General features: G+C 50.9%; 20 protein-coding genes. 7 read left to right on the top strand and 13 right to left on the bottom strand.

Annotated features, from left to right (window positions below):
• Window positions 1–20: 20 nt before the first annotated feature.
• The gene (locus ACPV3A_RS06215; RefSeq protein WP_426198454.1) at window positions 21–1,106 is read right to left on the bottom strand and encodes a Gfo/Idh/MocA family protein; all 1,086 of its coding nucleotides are present in this window, start codon (window positions 1,104–1,106) and stop codon (window positions 21–23) included.
• Window positions 1,107–1,278: 172 nt separating this feature from the next.
• Window positions 1,279–2,379 (bottom strand): Gfo/Idh/MocA family protein, encoded by a 1,101-nt coding sequence (locus ACPV3A_RS06220; protein ID WP_194541839.1) that lies wholly within the window; start codon window positions 2,377–2,379, stop codon window positions 1,279–1,281.
• A gap of 141 nt (window positions 2,380–2,520) precedes the next feature.
• Here ACPV3A_RS06220 and ACPV3A_RS06225 point away from each other — a divergent pair, with 141 nt between their 5' ends.
• The gene (locus tag ACPV3A_RS06225; RefSeq protein WP_100536197.1) at window positions 2,521–3,339 is read left to right on the top strand and encodes an AraC family transcriptional regulator; all 819 of its coding nucleotides are present in this window, start codon (window positions 2,521–2,523) and stop codon (window positions 3,337–3,339) included.
• A 100-nt stretch (window positions 3,340–3,439) separates the two neighbouring features.
• Here ACPV3A_RS06225 and ACPV3A_RS06230 read toward each other — a convergent pair whose 3' ends face one another.
• Both ACPV3A_RS06230 and ACPV3A_RS06235 read right to left on the bottom strand, forming a co-directional pair.
• Window positions 3,440–3,748, bottom strand: coding sequence for a hypothetical protein (locus tag ACPV3A_RS06230; RefSeq protein ID WP_194541838.1), 309 nt, complete (start codon window positions 3,746–3,748; stop codon window positions 3,440–3,442).
• Window positions 3,749–3,839: 91 nt separating this feature from the next.
• Window positions 3,840–4,541 carry a TerC family protein gene (locus tag ACPV3A_RS06235; protein ID WP_194541837.1) on the bottom strand — a complete coding sequence of 234 codons (702 nt, stop codon included), beginning with the start codon at window positions 4,539–4,541 and terminating at the stop codon, window positions 3,840–3,842.
• 521 nt (window positions 4,542–5,062) lie between these two features.
• Here ACPV3A_RS06235 and ACPV3A_RS06240 point away from each other — a divergent pair.
• From ACPV3A_RS06240 to ACPV3A_RS06250, 3 genes are all read left to right on the top strand, one after another.
• Complete coding sequence (locus ACPV3A_RS06240; protein ID WP_194541836.1) at window positions 5,063–5,674, top strand: TVP38/TMEM64 family protein; 612 nt, start codon at window positions 5,063–5,065, stop codon at window positions 5,672–5,674.
• Between the two features lie 89 nt (window positions 5,675–5,763).
• Entirely contained in the window at window positions 5,764–6,729 is a 966-nt protein-coding gene (gene msrA, locus ACPV3A_RS06245) for a peptide-methionine (S)-S-oxide reductase MsrA (protein ID WP_426198455.1), read from the top strand.
• Between the two features lie 131 nt (window positions 6,730–6,860).
• A complete protein-coding gene (locus ACPV3A_RS06250; protein WP_071223800.1) occupies window positions 6,861–7,043 on the top strand; it encodes a hypothetical protein in 183 nt (60 codons plus the stop codon).
• A 69-nt stretch (window positions 7,044–7,112) separates the two neighbouring features.
• On the opposite strand, the gene ACPV3A_RS06255 is transcribed toward ACPV3A_RS06250, so the two are convergent.
• Window positions 7,113–7,805 (bottom strand): YitT family protein, encoded by a 693-nt coding sequence (locus ACPV3A_RS06255; protein WP_426198456.1) that lies wholly within the window; start codon window positions 7,803–7,805, stop codon window positions 7,113–7,115.
• 487 nt (window positions 7,806–8,292) lie between these two features.
• Here ACPV3A_RS06255 and hmpA point away from each other — a divergent pair, with 487 nt between their 5' ends.
• Window positions 8,293–9,498 (top strand): NO-inducible flavohemoprotein, encoded by a 1,206-nt coding sequence (gene hmpA, locus ACPV3A_RS06260; RefSeq protein WP_194541833.1) that lies wholly within the window; start codon window positions 8,293–8,295, stop codon window positions 9,496–9,498.
• Between the two features lie 182 nt (window positions 9,499–9,680).
• Here hmpA and ACPV3A_RS06265 read toward each other — a convergent pair whose 3' ends face one another.
• Complete coding sequence (locus tag ACPV3A_RS06265; RefSeq protein ID WP_194541832.1) at window positions 9,681–10,190, bottom strand: Crp/Fnr family transcriptional regulator; 510 nt, start codon at window positions 10,188–10,190, stop codon at window positions 9,681–9,683.
• A gap of 182 nt (window positions 10,191–10,372) precedes the next feature.
• Between ACPV3A_RS06265 and ACPV3A_RS06270 the strand changes: the two genes are divergently transcribed.
• Window positions 10,373–10,759: a hypothetical protein gene (locus ACPV3A_RS06270; protein WP_426198457.1), complete on the top strand. Its 387-nt coding sequence runs from the start codon at window positions 10,373–10,375 to the stop codon at window positions 10,757–10,759.
• Between the two features lie 30 nt (window positions 10,760–10,789).
• Window positions 10,790–12,937: a YhgE/Pip family protein gene (locus ACPV3A_RS06275; protein ID WP_426198458.1), complete on the top strand. Its 2,148-nt coding sequence runs from the start codon at window positions 10,790–10,792 to the stop codon at window positions 12,935–12,937.
• 130 nt (window positions 12,938–13,067) lie between these two features.
• Here ACPV3A_RS06275 and ACPV3A_RS06280 read toward each other — a convergent pair whose 3' ends face one another.
• From ACPV3A_RS06280 to ACPV3A_RS06310, 7 genes are all read right to left on the bottom strand, one after another.
• Window positions 13,068–14,156, bottom strand: coding sequence for a glycosyl hydrolase family 18 protein (locus ACPV3A_RS06280; RefSeq protein WP_426198459.1), 1,089 nt, complete (start codon window positions 14,154–14,156; stop codon window positions 13,068–13,070).
• Between the two features lie 29 nt (window positions 14,157–14,185).
• Window positions 14,186–14,761 (bottom strand): hypothetical protein, encoded by a 576-nt coding sequence (locus ACPV3A_RS06285; protein WP_426198460.1) that lies wholly within the window; start codon window positions 14,759–14,761, stop codon window positions 14,186–14,188.
• Window positions 14,762–14,787: 26 nt separating this feature from the next.
• A complete protein-coding gene (locus ACPV3A_RS06290; RefSeq protein ID WP_426198461.1) occupies window positions 14,788–15,942 on the bottom strand; it encodes a polysaccharide deacetylase family protein in 1,155 nt (384 codons plus the stop codon).
• 32 nt (window positions 15,943–15,974) lie between these two features.
• Window positions 15,975–17,846 (bottom strand): glycosyltransferase family 2 protein, encoded by a 1,872-nt coding sequence (locus tag ACPV3A_RS06295; RefSeq protein ID WP_220685937.1) that lies wholly within the window; start codon window positions 17,844–17,846, stop codon window positions 15,975–15,977.
• A gap of 15 nt (window positions 17,847–17,861) precedes the next feature.
• On the bottom strand, window positions 17,862–19,175 hold the full coding sequence (locus ACPV3A_RS06300) for a nucleotide sugar dehydrogenase (protein WP_426198462.1): 1,314 nt from the start codon (window positions 19,173–19,175) through the stop codon (window positions 17,862–17,864).
• A gap of 1 nt (window position 19,176) precedes the next feature.
• Entirely contained in the window at window positions 19,177–20,628 is a 1,452-nt protein-coding gene (locus ACPV3A_RS06305; protein WP_426198554.1) for a polysaccharide deacetylase family protein, read from the bottom strand.
• 399 nt (window positions 20,629–21,027) lie between these two features.
• Complete coding sequence (locus tag ACPV3A_RS06310) at window positions 21,028–21,936, bottom strand: hypothetical protein (RefSeq protein WP_259445348.1); 909 nt, start codon at window positions 21,934–21,936, stop codon at window positions 21,028–21,030.
• Window positions 21,937–21,944 lie beyond the last annotated feature (8 nt).

Here is a 21,944-nt window from a genome sequence, read left to right on the forward strand (position 1 = left end):
ATTAGTAGGGATTGCAAGATTTAGTTATCGAAATAAACCGCTTTTCCTGTCTTCGCCGATTCATAGATCGCTTCCAGAATTTGCGTTACAACAAACGCTTGCTCCGGCTTAACCACAGGGTCCTTATCCTCAATAATGGCCTCCAGCCACATTCTGGCTTCACGGTCCGAATCATTTTCCTTGGAGCCGGAATAGAACGCTACGCCGCCGGCAATCAAATCAACTTTGGTTTCGTACAATCTGCTCATTTTCTCGCCGTTAATACGCAGACCGTCCTTCATATCAGCCCCGCCTTCTGTTCCCGCCAACACGGCTTTGGCTTCGCCGGTCTCAACGACGTTAAGGGCCCAGCTGGATTCCAGAATAATCGTTGCGCCGTTCTCCATCGTAATGAACCCGAATGCCGAATCCTCTACCTTGAACTCCTTCGGATCCCAAGGACCGAACGCATTCGCCGCATTCTCCCGTTGACCAAGTTTATGGAACGTGGATCCCAGCACGCTCTTCGGCTTGTAGTTGTCCATCAGCCACAAGGTCAAATCCAGCGCATGGGTACCGATATCGATCAACGGACCTCCGCCTTGCTTCTCTTCGTCAAGGAATACGCCCCAGGTCGGAACGGCACGGCGGCGAACAGCCAGAGCTTTACCGTAGTAGATCTCGCCCAGCTCGCCTTCCTCACAGACGCCTTTCAGATACATGCTATCGTCGCGGAAACGGTTGTTGTAACCGATGGTAAGTTTTTTCCCTGTACGCTTCGCGGCGTCCAGCATCGCTTTGGCTTCGGAAACGGTCTTCGCCATAGGCTTTTCGCACATCACGTGCTTGCCGGCTTCAAGGGATGCTACCGTAATCTCGGAGTGGGAATCGTTCGGCGTACATACATGGATAACATCGATGCTGCCGTCTTGCAGCAATTCTCTGAAATCCGTGTACACTTTTGCGCCTTCAACCCCGTACTCAGCAGCCGCCTTCTGCGCACGCTCTTCTACGATGTCGCAAAAAGCGACCAGTTCCGCCTGCGCCTGCTTCTTCAAGCTCGGCATATGCTTGCCATTGGCGATTCCCCCACAACCGATAATTCCGATCTTCAACGTTTTCGACATGTCCATTTCCTCCCCATAGGCATTTGATCATTTTGGATGCTCTCCAAATATTAGTGCAACGCTTTCATGCGGACCATTTCCAAGAACTCACACCCCTGTCAGATCCGTCAGAAGCTGGTTTGCATGTCGTTCATAACCAGTGTACAAGAATATGAACCGGGCTGCCAGTTCGCTATTCCGACATGTTTGCCTGCTGCGGCGCCGGAAGTTTGCCGTAGCGGTATGTGCTTTGCAGAACGATATGTCGGCCCTCCAGCGAAGACTGCTGGAACGACTGCATAATCTCCAGCACGTGGTATGCCAGACGGGCACTCACGCGATGGTCCTTCTGCTCATGAATTGATTGGATCATATCATTGATACCCAGCCCCCGCTCGTTCTTCCCGCATTCAAATGCGGGGTCAAGCAGCTCCCATTCCTCGGAGCCGTGCTTCCGGAGCTTCACTTCGCCGTTAAAGTAGTTCGGATCCCCGAGACTTAGGCTTCCCTGAGTGCCATAGATTTCGATCCAGGGCAGGTTCGATCCGCCAAAGATATCGAAACTTGTAATCATGGTTGCAATGGCACCGTTCTCAAAATCCAGCGTCCCTGCTAAATGCGTTGGGGTCTGAACCGTAATCGGTTTTCCTTGGAGCGGGCCGGAGCCGATGGCGCGGTCTGGAATCTGGATGCCGGTGGATGCACTGATCCGGCTTGCAGGACCAAGCAGCTCTACGAGGGCCGATACATAGTAAGGACCCATATCCATCATTGGACCTCCGCCCGAGGCGTAAAAAAATTCAGGATTAGGATGCCAAGCTTCCGGTCCTGAACCCATCATAAACGCCGTAGCGGCAACAGGTCTGCCAATAAGCCCGGATTCAATAGCGGCTTTGGCCGTCTGTACGCCGGAGCCCAGAAACGTATCGGGCGCGCAGCCGACGCGAAGTCCTTTTTGATCTGCCATATTTAGCACCCGGCGGGCTTCATCAAGGGTAATCGCCAGCGGCTTTTCACTGTAAACATGCTTCCCTGCTTCCAGCGAAGCAATGTCCACATTGGCGTGGCTGGCCGGAATGGTCAGATTAATAATAAACTCAATGTCAGTCTGTGCAAGCATCTCCTCAACTGTATACACGTTCGGGATGTTGAACTCTTCGGCCTTCTTCTTCGCGTTGTCCGGAATAAGGTCAGCACATGCCACGACTTCAACCCAAGGGCTGTTCTTTAAGTTCGTGAAGTATACGCCGCTGATGGTTCCGCAGCCAATTATACCTGCTTTCATTTTTTTCATCGCTGTCACTCCTTGAGTGTTTTAGATGTGCTCGGACTAGTACCATGGTATTCTTTTATGCTTTCGTTTAAAATGAAGAATATGATTAAAACATGAACAATCTGGTCATTATTTTCTTATTCTTCAAAGGGGACTTTAGCAATGGATTCAAATCTTTCCAACCAAGTCGTAGCAGCGGATTTCTCATTTCATCGTAAACCTTTCAAGATGTCCCTGGCTGACGGTTTCGACACCTACCTGATGCGATGGCAGACCGACGGCAAATGCCGTGCCAAAATCGATGACGAGCTGTCACTCGTTGAAGCAGGGGATCTGTTAATCTTCACGCCAGGACAACCCTATGAACTCCGAATAGATGACGAATATAACGCTTTGGGTGAGTTAACCATCGAAAGCGGAGATTACCATATTTTTTTCAAGGGTCCCTGGGCTGACGCGTGGTGGAATTCCAAGAAACGCCCAACCAAAATTCGGGTTCCACTGGAAGAGCGTTACCTGAGTCTGTTTCGGCAAATTCTGCTGGAGCAGCGCCGTGTATCGGATCCTTATCCGGAGATTTCGGATTACACGGTGCGGATTTTGTGCCTCGAAGTGGACCGCCTGTTATCGGAGCAGCCATCGACCACACCCAAGACGTATCTAGCCTACCGCATGAAAAATTACATTGAAGAGAATGCCTCCTCGATGTTCAAGCTGGAGGACGTCGCGGCCCATGTCGGCATTAGTGTCTCTCGGGCAGTCCATCTGTTCAAAGAAGCGTTTGGCACCACCATCATGCAATACACCATGGACGTTCGCCTGAGCATGGCCAAGGAACGGATTGTGTTTAGTCCTCTCTCGCTGGAGGATGTTGCCGAAACGTCCGGCTTTGCCAACTATACTTATTTTCACCGCGTTTTCCGCTCCCGATTCGGCGTTTCGCCCAAACAATTCCGCATGGCCAGCCGAACGTCAAACTGATCGTGCCAGCAGTGCAGTAAAAAAGCGGGTCGACCAAGGTTTTTCCTTGATCGGCCCGCTTCTTTCTTGAATCAAATGTAAGATATTCCATGATCCAAAATTACTTCTTATCACGGTTGGCCGCCGCCTCGGATACAACGATAGCCAAGTCTTCATTTCCGAATAACGACAGGACGCCAAGCAGGGTCTGATCCGGTATTTCACCAGCTTCTTCCTTGGGCACCGTTAATTCCAGCACCCGTGCCAGCCGCTCATTGTCCGGCTGATTCGGATATGCTTTACGGTACAGTTCCGCTGGGTCAAGTCCGTGATTCACACACCACTGGGCAAACACGAGGATCATCATATCCTCGTCCTGGCGGTACGACTCCGCAATCCGTTCTTCTACGGATTTTTCCGTAAATTCCATGTGTTACCCCTCCTCATGCGAAAAGGGCTTCGGAGCTCTCTTCGTTCATGAAGACATTATACCGTTTACTTGCGCTCAGACAAAGTCTAAACTAGTCAACCATCTTGACCTGCACCGGATGGCTCTTCGCTTTTTGGTCATTTTTCTTCTTCATCCAAGTTCCAAGACTGATGATAATGGCAATAACAAGAATTTCAAAACCATACTTCAGAACGCCATTGGCGAACCAGCTGTGAATCATCGGCTCTTCCACAATCATCTTCGATGCGGTCCAGGCTAACACGGCAGCACCGATCGTGATGATAATAGGAAAGCGATCCGTCAACTTCAGGATAATGGTACTGCCCCACACCATAATTGGAACCGAAATCGCAAGCCCGATAATAACCAGCATGAAGCTTTCGCCAGCAGCGCCAGCTACAGCAAGCACGTTATCCAGTCCCATCATCGCGTCCGCGATAATAATCGTACGGATTGCCGCCCACATTTGGTTGCCAGCGGAAATTTCATGCTGCTTCTCATCCACCATCAGCTTGTAGGCAATCCACAACAGGGCAAAGCCACCGATCAATCGCAAGCCGGGGATCATTAAGAGCTGTACAACGAGGAGTGTGGCCACGATACGAATCACGATCGCACCGACGGTACCCCACAGGATGACCTTCTTCTGGTCCTCCTTCTGGACATTACGAGCGGCAAGCCCGATAACAATCGCGTTGTCGCCTGCCAACACAAGGTCAATGAGGACAATCGATAGCAGTGCCATCCAAAAATCCATCGACATGATATCCATGCTTCTCCCATCCTYTCTGCATTTTCTTTAGATTTACACCTACCGATGTCCTCCACCAAAAAAAACGCTGTTCCCTTAGATTACAAGGTCTACAGCGTTTTTTGGGCGCAAAAATAGACCTCCACCTCATTCATAAATAAATCAGGCAAAGGTCTCGCTAAACAACATAATCGTTGCCAATAAAGCCGGGGATGATTGATCCCGTAATGACGACTTTACTTACGATATAGAATTTATAAGTTATCAGCGGAACCCATGAAATTCTATATCGCAAGAAAACCAACCTTTGAATCGCGGTTGCTTCCTTGAAAGGCCACGATAGAAGGTTTTCTTATGAAGCTACTCCCCTTTGGGAACTATTCGGTTGGACATATTATAACATATGAAAAATCGCTTGTATATTCAATTTTTCCCACCGAAATCGAATGCTTAGCTGTCCGAAATATGGGCAGCAGTCCTGTTTTTTTGCTATCATGGTGCTATTCTGGTTGACTTTGACTTTCGCAAAGTGAGGATTGAACATGAAGAGATGGATCATACCCGCAATTTATTCAACAGCCCTGATACTGGCATTTGCATACAGACATGAAATCATAGACTGGCTGAGAGGAAATCCCCCGCTCTACCTGATGATCCTGCTGGCAGCCCTGCTTGCCTTATTTCCTATTGCGCCCTATAAAGTCATTATCGCTATTCTCGGTTATGCATATGGGACACTCTGGGCTGCAGCCATTTCGTGGTTCGGAACAACGATAGCGGCCGTCATCCTGTATGCGGCAGTTCGGTCCCTGTACCAGGAGCCCGGCAGGCGACTGCTTGGCAAATACGAGGCTATCCATAGGTTTACAGCCCTGGTAGAAAGGCGCCCCTTTCAGTCGATCCTGCTCGCGCGCTTACTGCCCATTATTCCGCAAATGGCCGTCAATATTTATGCCGGCGTCGCATCCATTCCATTCTGGACGTACACAACCGCTTCAGCCATCGGTAAAATCCCCGCGATTCTCCTGTATGCCTGGCTGGGCAGCGGGTTTTCCGATCATCCGCTCCTCTTCGCGGGTATCGCGGGCGGACTTATGCTGGTTACCGCTCTGTGCCTGGCCGCTGTCCGGTGGTATAAAGGGAGACCGGCTTAACGGAGCATCATTTTGGTTTCCCTGACCAAAATGATTATAATATAGAGTAAGACTTACATTTATATGTTATAACGATGGAGGGATAATAGATGAATAATAGTTCAACCCCAAGTGAATTGGCTACCTTTGCGGGAGGCTGCTTCTGGTGTATGGTCTCTCCTTTTGATGAGCTGCCGGGCATCCTGAAGGTTGTTTCCGGCTATACGGGCGGCCATAAGGAAAATCCGACCTATGAAGAGGTATGCTCTGATACAACAGGTCATTACGAGGCTGTTCAAATCACCTATAACCCGGAAGTGTTCCCTTACGAAAAGCTGCTCGAGCTCTTCTGGCAGCAAATCGATCCTACGGATGAGGGCGGACAATTCCATGACCGGGGCACATCTTACCGGACTGCTATTTTTTACCACACGGAGGAGCAGCGTGAACTTGCGGAGCAATCCAAGCAAGCCGTAGCTGCCAGCGGACGATTCGATGGACCGATCGTAACGCCCATCATCCCCGCCAGCACTTTCTATGAAGCTGAAGAATATCATCAGGATTATCACAAGAAAAACCCGAGCCATTACAAACGCTATCGCAAAGGTTCAGGACGCGAGGATTTCATTGAGCAGCACTGGTCGGATCCGGTAGATCCAGCCGAGCTTAAACAGCGCCTGACACCGATCCAATATGAAGTGACCCAGAATAACGCAACCGAGCCTCCGTTCCACAATGAGTTCTGGGACCATCACGGGGAAGGCATTTACGTGGATATCGTATCCGGCGAGCCGCTCTTCAGCTCAACGGACAAATATGATGCCGGCTGCGGATGGCCGAGCTTCACCCGTCCGATTCGCGAATACAACATTAAGGAAAAAATGGATCTTACCCATATGATGGTCCGCACCGAGGTAAGAAGCAAAAAAGGCGACTCGCACCTCGGCCATGTATTTGACGACGGACCTGGGCCGAACGGGCTTCGCTACTGCATCAATTCTGCGGCACTCCGATTTGTACCGAAGGAAGAGATGCAAAAGGAAGGCTACGGCGAGTATTTGCAGCTGTTTGAATAAATCCAAGTTTCCTAGTGCATTGCCCTTCAGGGCAATGCACTTTTTGGTACGATTGAACCCGCTTATTCAATTTGGCTGCACGGGGTAATATACATTACATACGAATTAGAGATGAACTGGAGGGATTGCACATGCCTTGGAGCAAACATGATTATCCGCCATCCATGAAAAATCTGGAGCCTCGGGTGAGGAATAAAGCCGTGGAAATTGCCAATGCCCTGCTGGAGGAAGATTACGATGAAGGTCGTGCCATCGCTATCGCCACCGCCAAGGCACAGGAGTGGGATGAGAATCATCCGAAGGACGAGAAGTGAAAATCCGGGCATAAGCATACGAAAGAAGCTCACCCTGCATGCGGGTGAGCTTCTCTTAGTTGGACCGTCTTATGAACGGCCGCTAACGGTATGCTGCGCTGTCTTCGGAGTAACCGGAGTGCTTGGGGCACGGACCGCCTTCCGAATCGGTTTCTTTTCCGTTTTCTCGGTACCGTACGTCACTGTGATGGTGATCACTTGTCCGGCAATCGATACGGCTAATATAGTATATAAGGTTTCAACCAATGGCATGTAGAATAGCGATAATAGCAGTACTACGGCATCCATCAGGAAAAACACCGTCCCTACCTTAAGCCCGCTCCACTCGCTGAACAGCACGGAGATCACGTCGTCACCGCCTGTCGCTCCGCCGAAACGGAGCACGATGCCTGCACCAAAGCCCGTCAATAAACCGGACAGCAGCGCGGCTGCCAGCAAGTTATCATTCAGATCGATCACAAGCGTGGAATACCGCTCGATCAATGCGTAGAACAAGGTGAACATGCTCGCCGCAACTACGGTATTGATAATGAACTTCCGACCTTTGATGAATAAGGCAACCAGCAGAACCGGTATGTCCATGAGGACCATACTTAATGCGGGCGGAATATCAAGCGCATATTTGCCAAGCAGCGCAAGGCCGACAAAGCCGCCTTCGGTTAAATGATTGTGAAAATTAATGTGATAATACGTAAAAGCCATTAAAAACGTTCCGAACAACATCGCCGACATGGTGATAATTGTGTTTTGTCTTTTCCTCATACAGGATCCCTCTTGTCGTAGTAGATTGGTCAGACATAGGCCAATCTCTACATAGAGGCAACCTGGAGGAGTTCATCCTTCGAACCATAGTTCCCATCCTTTCGTAAGAGACCGTCCTTGTCTTCTGACGTCCGACTTCGCTCTACGAAGGAAGCTATGTGTATGAGAGATCATAACGTTTCCAAATCGTCCTTTGGGGATTCGTCCTTCGGGGACACATGGTATCCTGATCCTTTCTCGTTTTAATTAGACTGCTTACATTATTATAACACAGTTGGCATACAAGCTAAACAGCTGGCTAGAATGAACTGGAATATATATATGAAATATGTAAAAAAACTCGCTTTCAGAACTCCCTTCATAAAATATCGCTGTTCTGTTCACATATTCGCTAAATCCGATGTGACTTAAATCACAAATACCCCTTCTTCCCTTGTCTATACTTAAATCGAATACGAATTCGAATTATGAATCAGGGGGAGTCTGCATGTTAAGCCAGCATACGATTGAGGTCGTTAAATCGACCGTTCCTGTTCTTGAAACACATGGAACGGCAATTACGACTGCATTTTACCAAAAATTGTTTCATCATCATCCGGAGCTTCTTAACATATTCAACCATGCGAATCAACGAGAAGGAAAACAGCCCTTTGCCCTTGCCAATGCCGTATACGCCGCCGCAGCCCATATCGACCGTCTTGAAGCGATTGTCCCGGTTGTTAAGCAGATCGGACACAAACACCGGGCATTAAACATTTTGCCCGAGCACTATCCAATCGTTGGCGAAACGCTGCTCGCCGCCATGAAGGAAGTGCTGGGAGACGCTGCAACGCCCGAAATTATCGAGGCCTGGGCCGAAGCTTACGGGGCTATTGCCGATGTCTTCATTGGCATTGAAGCGGATATGTACCAACAAGCCGCGAACGAGGCCGGCGGCTGGAGCGGATACCGCAATTTCGTCATTGACCGGAAGGTGGAAGAAAGCTCCGTTATCACTTCCTTTTATCTGGTCCCGCAGGACGGTGGCGAGATTTCCGCTTATCAACCCGGTCAATATATCACGCTCCGGGTGAAACCCGAAGGTGAAGCCTATTATCATAATCGTCATTACAGTCTCTCATCCGCACCGGGTCAGCCTTACTACAGAATTACGGTCAAGCGTGAGGATGAACTGGAAGGAAAGCCCGCAGGCGTCGTCTCCACTTGGCTGCACCGTCATGCCGAGGTTGGGACCGTTCTTGAGGTCACGGCTCCGGCCGGTACCTTTACGCTGGATACGGACAGCGATCTTCCGCTTGTCTTGATCAGCGGCGGCGTCGGTTTAACCCCGATGGTGGCCATGCTCGAAACCGTGCTGCTGGAACAGCCTGACCGGAACGTAACCTTTATTCATGCGGCCAAGTGCGGCAGCCAGCATGCGATGAAAGCTCACATCGATGCGCTTGCCTCCAAATATCCGCAGCTAACCTCTTATGTCATTTATGAACAACCGGAATCGGAGGATCAGTGTCACCAAGCAGGGTATATTGATCTTGATTTCCTGCGCAAAACCGTTGATGACAAGGCCGACTTCTACTTCTGCGGCCCCGTTCCGTTCATGCGAGCCGTGAACAATCATTTGAAATCGATGGAGGTACCTTCGGACCGAATTCATTATGAATTTTTCGGCCCGGCTGGTACATTGGAAGATTAAAATAACCGTATTACACAATCAAAGGGTGCCTGTCTTGCATAAAGACAGGCACCCTTTTTAGATGGTACACGCTTGCTGTCGACTATTATCCAGCGAAGAAGATAACCATATGCCAGTTCTGGTCATGCGCAATTTATAAAACTATGTACCTTGGCGTTCATACCGTCCTCAATATTTCGGAACTAGATATGCTTGCCCTGTTCCCGCAGCAGCCGGTTTACCGTTTCTCTCCTCACGCCGATCAGCTGTCCGATCTCTTCCTGCGTCAGATACTCGGTCAAGTGTATTCCCTGTGAATACTCATCCAGCCACTGGATCAGCAGCTCAAGCCGCTCCGCAGGTCCTCCGACCGTCAAGTGATCCAGCCTCATCTGCATGAACCGCACCTTTTCCTGCAGCAATCTGGCCACCTCGAGCGGTTTCTGCGGATCCTCCGCAAGCTGGCGGTACCACGCTTCAGCCGATATGACCTCCACTTCGCTCTGGATCAGAGCGATCGCCGTTCCATGTGTCTCCTTCGGGCTGATCAGGGAATGGTGCGGCACCGTTTCACCGGGATATAAAATATTGAAAAGCACCATATTGCCATTCGGATGGAGACGGGTCACCTTGAACAATCCGCTCCGGATGTGATATAGATGATCGCCGCTATCTCCTTGCCTGAACAGTATTTCGCCTTTATGAAGAATCATTAATGAATCGCCTCCTGATGAATGCAGTTATCAGGAGTGTAAACGATATGCCGTCATGAATCCACTGGAGTCAAATAACAATTACCAGAAATTAATGGTTGCGCGCCGTATATTGTTGGCATACCATGTGTATAATAGAACATATGTTCCTGTATTTATTCATGTTTGAGGATGTGTCTCTTATGATGAAACCTTCCACTCCTCCTCCGCCTTCACTAGAAGACGAAGCCCTGATCCGAGATTATCTGCTGCATCACTTCATTCAGTCTGTTCTCGAGCGGGATATTCAGATTCTCAAGACCCTTCAACTGAAAATGGGTGAGCTCTATATCTTAAATCTGCAGCACATTAAAAAAGGATATTCGGATCATGCCTGGTTCCTACAACAACAAATGAGAAGGCGCGGCATCCGGATTCATAGTCAGAGCGGTACAGCCGAGGAAGGGCTGCGTGTCCAGTATTTATGCCGCGGATATGATGGCTGTCTGCTCTACGAATGGCACTCCTTCAAGGAAGAGATAAAGGATCGGCTCGTTTCGTATCTTGGCACGGATTTGGCGGCATACTAGCACCAACTACGTACAAGACAGGAGCGCTCCATGAAGAATATCTTCCACATATATTCTGCCGATATCCATAGAATCATCCGTAATTGGGCTGCAGGCGTCATCATCGTCGGGCTCGCTATTCTTCCTTCTCTGTATGCCTGGTTTAACATTGAGGCCTCCTGGGATCCCTACGGCCAGACCTCCGGCGTCTCCATTGCCGTTGCCAACCTGGATAAAGGCACCACCCTCCGCGATCAGCCCATTAACCTGGGAAAAGAAATCGTGGAGTCCCTCCATCACAATGAGAAGCTGGGGTGGCGTTTTACAGAGGATAGCGAGAACGCCATTCAGGGTGTACGGCGCGGCGATGATTACGCCGCTATCATTATTCCGGAGAACTTCTCTGCCCGGATCGGCACCGTGCTGACCAATGAGCCTGTCAAAGCTCAGATCCTCTATTATACGAACGAAAAAATCAACGCCATTTCTCCCAAAGTGACGGCCCAGGGTGCATCCGGTGTTGTGGAGGAAATCAGCAAAAATTTCATCAAAACCGCCAACGGCACCATCTTCGAGATTTTCAACACGCTCGGGATTGAGATTGAGAACCAGCTCCCGGCCATCAATAAAGTACGAAGCCTTCTGTTCCGGCTCGAAAAAAGCTTTCCGGAGCTCAATGAAGCGGTGGGCACAGCTGCACAAGATATTAAGCTGGCCAACCGATTGGTTCAGCAAGCCGACGCCGCCCTGCCTCGCCTTGAAGGGATTGCCACGGACGGCAAAGCCATGGCCGGTGCGCTGGCGGAGTTCGCGAATCAGGCCGCCGGTGCCTCGAAATCGCTGGAGCCAACTCTGCGTCAGGACTTGGAGGTACTGGCTGCAACCACCGGAGCGCTCTCGCAAGTGCTGGACGCTCTAGGGCAAGCCGACATTGACCCGAAGGAGCTTGCCAGCCGCCTGAACGCTGCGCAGGAACGCGCAGAGACCGCAGCGAAAGCTGCCGCCCGGCTGGGTCAATTGTTCAAGCGGCTGGGCTCCATCTCCCCGGCAGCAGCTTCCGGGGCGGCCAAGCTCGAGGATATTGCCGCACGATGGACCTCAGCTCAATCCGTGCTGCAAACCATAGCCCAAGCCGTGGAACGGGGAGAAGAAGCGCCAGCAGATTCCATCGATAAGTTGAAAAAGCTGAACGATGATATTACGGGACTGACCAACACGCTGTTAAGCCGCTACGATACGGAGATCGGTCCAGCGATAAGCAAAGCCTTCACCTCGGGCGCAGACACGGCTAAGCGCGTGCAGCAGGAGCTGACCCAGGCACTTGCCAGCGTCCCCGACATTCAGCATTTGCTCAAAGACGCCCGGAAAGGTCTTAAAGTAGGCGGAGAAGAAGTACAGCTTGCTCAAAGCCGTCTGCCGGAGGCCGAGCTTCGGATTACGCAGCTGGCGAATCGGCTCCGTGAGATGGAAGCTGAGGGAGATATCCAAGAGGTTATTAATTTGCTTCAAAATAATTTCGAGCTCGAAAGCCAGTTTTTTGCCGAGCCTGTAACGCTGGAAGAGAATCGCCTGTATCCGATCCCGAACTACGGGTCCGCCATGTCTCCCTTCTTCACGACTTTATCCTTGTGGGTAGGTGCCCTGCTGCTCGTTTCCCTGCTCTCCGTTGAGGTTCATGATGAAGAGAGAAGCTTCCGCAGCATCGAGGTTTACTTCGGACGCTATTTAACCTTTCTCACCATTGCCCTGTTCCAAGCGCTATTCGTCACCCTGGGGGATATCTATTTGCTGCGGACCTATGTGGTGAATCCGGGCTGTTTCATCCTGTTTGCGCTGCTGATCAGCTCCATCTTCATGCTGATTGTGTATACGCTGGTGTCCGTATTCGGCAATGTCGGAAAAGCGATGGCCATCGTACTTCTCGTGCTGCAGCTCGCAGGCGCGGGCGGAACGTTCCCGATCCAGATGACGCCGCCCTTCTTCCAGGCATTGCATCCGTATCTGCCGTTCACCTACGCCATTAGCATGATGCGGGAAGCCGTTGGCGGCATTCTATGGGATATTGTCATCCGGGATGTCCTGTTCATGCTGATCTTTGCCGCAATTGCGCTGATGATCGGGATTGCGCTCAAGAAGCCGATCAACCGGGCCAGCGGCGGTCTTGTCCGTAAAGCGAGAGCCTCGAAACTCATCCATTAATCCTGCCCCCTTTCGGAGCGTATATCCGAACAGAAAGACTGCCTGATTACAACTTGAGTCAACCTTTATGCAAAAGGACACCCCAAGCGGCTTCATAGAGCCATGGGATGTCCTTTTTTTCATATAAGATTCACTTATGTTGGGATTGCTGATGATATTCCTTCAGCTGTTTCAACGTATCCTCTTCCATATCCCCAAGCCGCCAGATCGCAATCTTCGAAACACCCGTATCTGTCGCCGTATCCATCCAGCCGGCAATGGTCATACCATCTGCATACCATACCGTATGGCCGATGCCTTGCTCGTCCGTATATTCATAATACAGGGCACCGCTTGAAGAATCCCGCTTCGGCACTTCCGAGATGGAATGCGCCAGCTCCACCGCACGCTTTTCCGTTAAAGAGACAACCTTGCCGTTCTTCGCCCAATCAAACCCTCCAACCGACAGTGCGATGGCGTGGTCTCCCGGAATCCTGCGCAGTTTGTCCGCCAGCTTTCTGATCAAGGCATGATCCGCCTTCGGCCCCGGTCCGCTATGCCCTCCGTACAAGTTATATGCCATCAGGACATAATCCGGGCCTGCCGGCAACAACTCCAAGGATGACTGGGAGATCCCCGGCTCCAGGACGATTCGAAGAGAGAAACCCTCAGCTTGTAAACGTTCATACAGCTCCTTGTACAGAGCGCATAAATTCGCCCAATCTTCCTTGCGTACCTTTTCGTAATCCAGCTCCACGCCACGAAAGCCATGCTGGGATACTACAGCCAGTATGTGCCCGATATGCTGGCTGCGGCTTTCCGGGGTAGCCACGATCCGGGAGATGAGCTCAGGATCCTTCTGATCCGCCGTCCCATCGGTATCGAAGTGATCGTTTACGATGGTCAAGACCCGGCGAAGCTGCTCCCCTTTCCGGGAAATCTCCTGAAATTCAGGCAGCCCCTCCCGAAAATCCGAAGTAAAATGGAGTTCGTCTTTATGATTGAAGTAGGCTGCAAAAAAATGAATCTCTTCAAGCTCGCTGCCGAGCTGCTCCATATCGGTTATGCCCGTCCTCCACTGCCAATCCGCAATCCAGGCAGACAGCTTTACTCCCGTTTGCGGTATCTGAGCCTGCAGTGCTTTCTCCTGCTCTTCGGTGCGCAGCCACCAGAAGGAGACAGCAGCGCACAAAGCCATCAGCACCACTGCTCCTGCCCATTTCCTCCTGCGATTCTTCATTCTTGTTCACGTCCTACGCCATCCGAATTTTAAAAGGTCTCCACAGCCCAGTCAACCGCCCGGTTCAAACTTCTCTGCACGCCTGTCAGGACTCCGGTCAGTCCGGACGGCTTGTTCGTAAACAGCAGCTTCCGATCGCCGCCCGCAGACTCAGATGTTATGGTGACATCTTCAAAAATAGCGTCGTAAATATCATCCTTCTCATTCTGCTCGTGATATTGCGATTCAAACGCCACGCCCCCTGCGCCAATCGAAACATCCACAGGCTGCTGGTCCAGAATTAACTGTTGATCGACACTCACCGACACGGAATGGCCTTTCACCGAAATCTCCAACGAGCGGTTGCCAAGTATGTTGACCGGATACTCATTCTCATCATCCCGATCTCCGGCCTGCGTCTGTTCCTTGGTATATACCGATGCTTTGTCGAATTGCAGATCCTCTTCACCCCACTCGACCTTCGGCAGGGAATAAGTGAACAGCTCCTCGGGCGCTTGACCTGCTCGCTTCTGCTCTACCACCACGCTATTGTTCTCCAGAAGGAGTCTTACGTAAGTGCCCTTGGTCCGATCGTAACGGACATAGATGGACTGCCGTCCTACCACATTGCCGAGCGCTTTAGCCGAGACGGTTACGTCAGTCTCTTCGCTACTTTTAAATAAACCGTCCCTGCCTGAGACGGAGGCGATGTGACCACGAAACGGTTATCCGAAAATTCAACCGCTCCGCCGAGCAGCTCCCACTTGTCAGCCTGCTGCTTGTCCCCCCGCACAAACTGCATAGATTGTCCTTGGTCCTTGTGCAGCTTCATCAACAGGTGGTTGGTGGACCAGTAAGGAGCAGGTTGGACCCGAGTCAGATTATAAAGATCGCTATCCTGCGAGTTGAAAGCCATACCTTCCCGGTTGAAATTCATCCCAAACAACTGCTCAATCTGCTCCGTATTAGCATCGGCTACAAGCTGATTCATGCCGCTGCCAAGCGCATTGGCATGCATGATCATATATGTCCCTGGAACGTAACCCAGCGATTCCGTGTAGACTTTATTCATCGCCTCATAGTCAGCTTGAATCCGTTCTTCCATCTCCGCGCGGTTCTCGAGCGGTATCATGTTCTCGTCGCGAATGAAATCCATCAAATAGTGGTTGTAATACTCCACGTTGGATTTGCTGGTCAGTTCCCCCTCATCCTTAACGCCGATATAACGGCCTTCACTATCAAAAATATTAATATAAGTCAGCCGGTTGCCGTTGGTCCCCAGCTCCCAATAACCGGTGCGGGTCATCTTCAGCATATCCTTCGGCTGCAGAAATTTACGTTCACTGTTGCCCATTTTGTCCGCATAGGACAGGAAGGTGGCCTTATAGTTGTATTTCTCCAGCAGCGGCTGCGCGAACAGCGCGGAGTCATTCCGTCCATCTTCAAAGGACAGATACAGCGCTTTATCCGGCAGCTTCTTGCCATTACGATAATAATCGATAATATCTTGCTGCGAAATCGTGGTGTAGCCCTGTTCATATAAGGCCTTCAATTGTGCATCCAGCTGGCTCTTGGATACGAGCTTGGATGTCCCGGTGCGGCCGACCCCGAAATAGGATAGCGCAATAAAGCCCTGATCCTGACGCCAGGCCGCTCTGTCCGGCTCCTTATAGGTGCGAAAATCGAAAATCGCATTCGCCAGCAGGACAGCTACTACGGCCAATACAACGACCTGTGCCGTAACTTTGATGATTTTGCGGCGATTTTTTCGCTGAACATTGAGGGCTGCATTTTGTTTTTTACCCATTTGTCATCCTCACTTCAACCGCTTTGACACGATCAGAACGGTAATCCGAATTTTTTGCCTTTACGCTTGCGGGCTTCCTTCTTCTCTCTAGCTTCAATATCCTGCGGTGTTTCCCGGGTCCCCCATGTCGACTTCCAGAAGGTAAACCAGGCCACCGGCATCTGCCATAACAGGACAAACTCATAGAACAGACAGAACACGAAGCCGAACACCCAGAGCTTGCTCTTGCGAAACAGCAGGTGGGCAAGACTCATGAGCAGCGCCATCAGCAGCAAGCCCATCAGGAAGGTCCCCGGGAAAATGCCGTGAACGATCGGCACGTACATCAAGTTATAGGCAACCACGACAGGCGCGGCAATCGGCACGATTAGGCCTATGTAGAAAAACAATGCCATAAACGGCTCTTTGCGCCAAATAAAGCTTCCGGCCCGGAGCGACTCGCGCAGCCAGGAGCGCTTCCAGCGCATCTGCTGCTTCAGGAACACCTTCATCTGCGAAGGGACAATCGTCGAGCATATGGCGGAATCCTGGTAACCGGTGCGATGTGTTTTCAAAATAAAGTTCGTCATGCTTCGGTCATCCCCGAAGGTGGCGGGTCTGCCTAGAAACTTCTGGTTCAGCCAGGCGTCCGCATGCTGCAGGATCAGCTCTTTCCGATAGCAGGATAACGGGCCCGACAAGCAGGTCACGCTGTCAAACCAGGACTCCGCCGCTTTCATGATCCGAAAAGCAATATAATAACGGACCGTCTGCAGCTTCGTCATGTTATTGGTATATTTGTTCTCGACGTCCGTCCGGCCGGCCACGCCGCCCATCTTAGGGTCCTGAAAAGGCTGAACGAGGTGGCGAATCGCCGTCGGGTCCAGAAAGCTGTCGGAGTCCACAAACACCACCAAATCATGCTTCGCCATCTCCACACCCTTGACCAGGGCAACCCGCTTGCCCGCATTCTCCGGCAGCACCGTATAGGACAAGCGTTCGCGGGTAGCGTATCGCTCCGCCTCGGAGTGAATCACTTCAATCATATCCTTGATCTGCTGCACCGATTGGTCTGTCGATCGGTCATCCACGACGATGACCTCCAGCTTATCGACCGGATAATCCTGATTAATACAGCTGAGAATCGTACGTTTAATCCAATCCGCTTCATTGAAGCAGGGGATGATAATCGAAACCCCCGGTGTATAATCCGGATTGATCGGCACATCGCGGTACAATGCCCCAAACAGGTAGCGAGTTAGCAAAAACAGGGCTGCGATTAAGCTGTACAAATACAGCACCATGTTGTATTTAAAATAGATAATGCTCTCGGCCCGCATCAGCATGATGAAGAGCACCGCCACGAACATCAACGCGCTGGCAGAATATACGGAATAGCCCCACCGTTTGCGCTGAAAATATTCAGTCAGCGGTTTCTCAAATTCCAAGGCAAGCATATGTTCTTCACCGGATTCTGCCAAATTCGTGGCCCGGCGAACGATGCTTGCATCCATCCTTACAGCCGATTCGAAACCTTCCGGCATCGCGCCTGGCGGGATCCGGAATCGGGCCTTTACCTTGTCGCCCACTTCGAGACCTGAAGAAGCGTCCGGCAGCTTGAGCAGCAGGCCCGTGGCCGAAATATCGGCTGCCTGTCCCTTAATCCCGGCTTTTTTCTTTTTCCCCTTGGGGACGATCCATACTTCAAATTCCGCTTCATAACGCAAGCTGAGCATACGCAGCTTATTTAAATATTCAGAGCTGGACAAATCATCCCCGGGCTGCTCAGCCCGGTTGCCTCTCCGGTCCGCGTTCAAACGAATCTGCTCCGGGTCAGGTACATAGGAAAGAGTACGTCTATCCGTGCGCGGAACCGCAAGAACTTCTTTAGTGCTCTTCGGTTGCTTTCTTTTTATAATCCTCATTGCTTTCTCCCATCGTTACAAACTCCAATAATGAAAGCCATTTGCTTCATATTCGGTTTTTGGATAAGCTCCCTTCACGTCGATCAGAAGCTTCTCTCCTTCAGAGCTAAACATGTCCTTGAATTCGGCAATCCCAAGCTGCTTGAACTCCCGGTGAGCGACGGCGAGAACCGCAATCTGAATGTCTTTCAATTCGCTCATGTCCAACAGCTCGATACCATATTCTTCATAAGCCTGATGCGGGTCCACATGCGGGTCCGCGACCATCGGTTGAATTCCGTAGTCCTGCAGCTCCGTAATAATATCGATGACTTTGGAGTTGCGGATATCCCGGCAGTCTTCCTTAAAGGCCAGACCCATTACCGCCACCTTCGCCCTCATCAGATCGATACCTTGGCGAACCGCGAGTTTAATGACATGCTGGGCGATGTATTTGCCCATTCCGTCATTAATATGCCGCCCGGCCAAAATAATTTTGGAATGATATCCCGTATCCTCGGCCTTGTACGTCAAATAATATGGATCAATTCCGATGCAATGTCCGCCAACAAGCCCCGGCCGGAACGGGAGGAAATTCCACTTCGTTTCTGCAGCCCGCAGCACGGCATTCGTATCGATATCCATCTCGTTGAACAGCATGGAGAGCTCGTTCATGAAAGCGATATTGATATCGCGCTGGGCATTCTCGATGACCTTGGCTGCTTCCGCCACCCGGATGCTTTCCGCCCGGTGAACGCCTGCATCAATAATCAGCTCATATAGGCTGGCAACCGTCTCCAGTGCCTCCGGGTCATTACCGGACACAATTTTCACGATGGTCTCGAGTCGGTGTACCTGGTCTCCGGGATTGATTCGTTCCGGGGAATACCCCACCTTGAAATCCTCGCCCAGGCGCAGGCCGGACTCCTCTTCAAGAATCGGAATGCAAACTTCCTCCGTTACGCCCGGATAAACCGTTGACTCATACACAACAACCGCTCCCCGGATCAATGCGCGGCCGACCAATCGGCTGGCATTGCGCACGAATTTCAGGTCCGGGACATTTCCGCTTTTTACGGGTGTCGGAACGGCGACAATAAAGCAGCGCGCTTCCTTCAGCTTGTCCGGATCCGAGGTGAAGGACGCCGTGCAGTTCGCAAGCGAAGAATCTCCGATCTCACCGGTAGCATCGAATCCGCTGCGGTACTGCTGCACCTTGGCCTCGCTCAGATCGAAGCCGATGACATCCAGCTTTCTTGAGAATGCGACCGCCAGCGGCAGCCCCACATATCCAAGACCGACGACCGCTAATTTGTCAACGCGGTCCAACATATTCACATATAATTCCATCTTATTCCATCTCCATTGCGGTTTTATCCTGCAGCTGCATCATGTCCGCCATTTTTACAAACGTATATCCTTTATTCTTCAGCCCTTCGAGTACTCGGGGCAGGGCCTCAATAGTATGAATGTCATCCAGCATATGAAGCAAAATGACGCTTCCCTTTTGTGTCTTGGTCATAACTCCGTTCACAATATCGTCGGCACTGTTGGAAATATCCCAATCCAGCGTAGTCACATCATACATTGCAATGGCGGGGTAACCGGCAGCCGCCAGCGCTTTGGCGCGTTCGTCATCTACCACGCCGGTCGGCGGGCGAAACAGCATGACAGGCTGCTGCTGTATGGCCTCCGTAATAACCTGGTGGGCCTTGACGACATCCTGCTGCAGCTCTTCCGGCGTTAGCGATGTAACGACGGGATGGCTGTAGGAATGATTGGCCACATCGTGTCCGCCTTCGACCATCGCCCGCGCCAAATTCGGGTTGCTTTCCACTCCTTTGGCCCGCAGGAAGAAGGTGGCCTTCACATCATGCTCCTCCAAAATATCAAGGATGCGGGTTACCGTTTTGTCGCTTCCGAAATCATCAAAGGTCAGGGCAACCTCTTTTCTGTTCGTATTGACTTTATAAACCAGTTCATATTTCGCCTGTTCATAATCCGGGTTCATTCTAGCAGCGTCGTATCCCGGAATTAACTCGAGCGGTTTTCGCACGCCGCCATTGCGCACCAGCTCATCCAGCGTAACCAATTGATATCCGATATTGTCCACGGCCTGGGCTATGTATTTAATAGAAGAAATCACTTCCGGATTGACATCGGTATTCATGGAAATAATGCCGCCTCTGGAGATGTACCTGGTCACATACTCTCCAATCTCTTCTGCACTCTGCATATTGCGATCCTTGGGATTAATGTTGTAACTTACAACGGCCTTCATTCCAAGATGTGCAGCTGCCAGCGGCACTTCATCCGGATAATCGCCCGAGCGTGTCCGCACATAGCGGGGCAGGACGCCCGTTTCCCGCTCAATGACATCATTCGCGAGTTTGATTTCCTTATAAATCTGATCGTAATCAAGCTGATTCATATCGAGCTGATTGAGCGTATTGTTCTCAATTTCATGACCTTTGGACAAAATGGCATCCGCAATGTCTGGTTCCTCCGCCACACGGATCCCCGGAAGAAAGAAGGTCGCCTTGATTCCATAGGCATCCAGCTCATCGATCAGGGCCATCATGGTCGCTTTATCGCCCATGCCGTTAAAGGTGAGCGCCAATTCTTTCCTGGCTGTGTAAACAAACGGGATTTCCCTGCTCTTTTCCCCTGTATACCGTTCCACTTTTTGAACTGTCGCTGTCGAACCGCCCGCTTCATCGCTGGGAGCTTGCTTACCACCAAAAAGACCACAACCCCCCAGTAACGCCAGGGTTAACAACAGTCCGGTCATTCTTGTTAGCATGTATAACATTCGGGTTTTACTAAAATCTCTTTTCATCTGGATACTCCTTTTAAATTTCAACAATTGCTATAACATTTTGGAAAAATTCATGGATTTTCATCATTTTCATAACTTTGAATTACAATAAGGAACCCCGGTCGTCCAGCTTATGTAATCCGTTGCCCATGATTTTTCTAAACATGCGTTTACTCCCTGCCGCTCGATGATTCACATTATAGAATTCAGTTCTATACAATTTCTAAACATTTCCGATTTAACCGGGACTTGGCCCCCTGTCAGACAAAAAAAATACCTCCGAAAGTCTCTTAAGACCTTCGAAGGTATGTTGAATAGTGAATGATTCATGTTGTTCATGTTGTTACCATTTAACCTGAAAATCGCTATTGAACCTCATACAAATCAAGGCTCTTCCCCAGCCATCGCGGTTCGTTTGTGAACCCAAGCCTGGTAGTGATGGACGGCCAGTCCCGCAAAGGAGTTATGGTCGCTGCCAAGTTTGGCGGCACGCAGGGCTTCATCCTCCATCTCCTGTTCGCTCTTGGCAAAGAAGGTGAGATGCTCGCCTTCCTCCGTATCCCCAAGCTCCATGCCGATCCAGACAGACTTGCCGAGTTCGTCCGCCTGCTCCAGTTCTTCCTTGGACAATTCATACATCTGCTCCCCGCTGTCCCGGTACGCCATAACGGCAATCGCGTCCGTATTCTCGATCATCCAGCGGCTGAACGAATCGGCATCCGCGCTGCGGGGTCCAGGTATCGAGTCAAGCCAGAAAGGAACGGCGGCACTGAACGTTAGCCCCTGACGCTTTGCCTCCTGCACCCAAACCTCCATGTTCGCGCTCCATTCTTCCACCACCTGTGCCTGTTCACGGCCCCATCTTCGGAGCACATAGGGCTCAACATCGAGCTGCACGCCCTCGAATTTCTCCTCCGGCGCAGCCGTACGATTGTACGCTTCCAGCCAGGCCAGCAGCTCCATCCCTTTTCGCCGGCCTTCCTCATAAGCCCAATCCGGCTGACCGTTCAAGGCATGGACGCTGATCCCCTGCTGATGTGCTGCAGCTACAAAATGGCGGTATTCTTCGTCCGTCACCTCTTGTTGAATCTGCAAAAAGATCGTTGTGATGCCTTCCCTGCCGCTAAAGGCTACAATCTCCTCCGTTTCACTCCGGATCAGACTTGCATCCCACAGCCATGTAGCCTTGTTTTGATTCACCTTGCCCGACGGGAGAAGAAAAAGGATCAGCAGCAAAAGACAGATGCCGGCAACCAGAATGATCCACTTCGCTTTTGCATGTATAGGCCTCATTCTTCTCG

This window comes from Paenibacillus sp. Dod16 (assembly GCF_049893405.1).
In the GTDB taxonomy this organism is placed as follows: domain Bacteria; phylum Bacillota; class Bacilli; order Paenibacillales; family Paenibacillaceae; genus Paenibacillus_AQ.

Bases quoted from the DNA above. Each gene is read 5' to 3' on its own strand.
- ACPV3A_RS06215 (WP_426198454.1), bottom strand. From the start codon at position 1,106: ATGTCGAAAACGTTGAAGATCGGAATTATCGGTTGTGGGGGAATCGCC.
- ACPV3A_RS06220 (WP_194541839.1), bottom strand. From the start codon at position 2,379: ATGAAAAAAATGAAAGCAGGTATAATTGGCTGCGGAACCATCAGCGGC.
- ACPV3A_RS06225 (WP_100536197.1), top strand. From the start codon at position 2,521: ATGGATTCAAATCTTTCCAACCAAGTCGTAGCAGCGGATTTCTCATTT.
- ACPV3A_RS06230 (WP_194541838.1), bottom strand. From the start codon at position 3,748: ATGGAATTTACGGAAAAATCCGTAGAAGAACGGATTGCGGAGTCGTAC.
- ACPV3A_RS06235 (WP_194541837.1), bottom strand. From the start codon at position 4,541: ATGGATATCATGTCGATGGATTTTTGGATGGCACTGCTATCGATTGTC.
- ACPV3A_RS06240 (WP_194541836.1), top strand. From the start codon at position 5,063: ATGAAGAGATGGATCATACCCGCAATTTATTCAACAGCCCTGATACTG.
- msrA (WP_426198455.1), top strand. From the start codon at position 5,764: ATGAATAATAGTTCAACCCCAAGTGAATTGGCTACCTTTGCGGGAGGC.
- ACPV3A_RS06250 (WP_071223800.1), top strand. From the start codon at position 6,861: ATGCCTTGGAGCAAACATGATTATCCGCCATCCATGAAAAATCTGGAG.
- ACPV3A_RS06255 (WP_426198456.1), bottom strand. From the start codon at position 7,805: ATGAGGAAAAGACAAAACACAATTATCACCATGTCGGCGATGTTGTTC.
- hmpA (WP_194541833.1), top strand. From the start codon at position 8,293: ATGTTAAGCCAGCATACGATTGAGGTCGTTAAATCGACCGTTCCTGTT.
- ACPV3A_RS06265 (WP_194541832.1), bottom strand. From the start codon at position 10,190: ATGATTCTTCATAAAGGCGAAATACTGTTCAGGCAAGGAGATAGCGGC.
- ACPV3A_RS06270 (WP_426198457.1), top strand. From the start codon at position 10,373: ATGATGAAACCTTCCACTCCTCCTCCGCCTTCACTAGAAGACGAAGCC.
- ACPV3A_RS06275 (WP_426198458.1), top strand. From the start codon at position 10,790: ATGAAGAATATCTTCCACATATATTCTGCCGATATCCATAGAATCATC.
- ACPV3A_RS06280 (WP_426198459.1), bottom strand. From the start codon at position 14,156: ATGAAGAATCGCAGGAGGAAATGGGCAGGAGCAGTGGTGCTGATGGCT.
- ACPV3A_RS06290 (WP_426198461.1), bottom strand. From the start codon at position 15,942: ATGGGTAAAAAACAAAATGCAGCCCTCAATGTTCAGCGAAAAAATCGC.
- ACPV3A_RS06295 (WP_220685937.1), bottom strand. From the start codon at position 17,846: ATGAGGATTATAAAAAGAAAGCAACCGAAGAGCACTAAAGAAGTTCTT.
- ACPV3A_RS06300 (WP_426198462.1), bottom strand. From the start codon at position 19,175: ATGGAATTATATGTGAATATGTTGGACCGCGTTGACAAATTAGCGGTC.
- ACPV3A_RS06305 (WP_426198554.1), bottom strand. From the start codon at position 20,628: ATGCTAACAAGAATGACCGGACTGTTGTTAACCCTGGCGTTACTGGGG.
- ACPV3A_RS06310 (WP_259445348.1), bottom strand. From the start codon at position 21,936: ATGAGGCCTATACATGCAAAAGCGAAGTGGATCATTCTGGTTGCCGGC.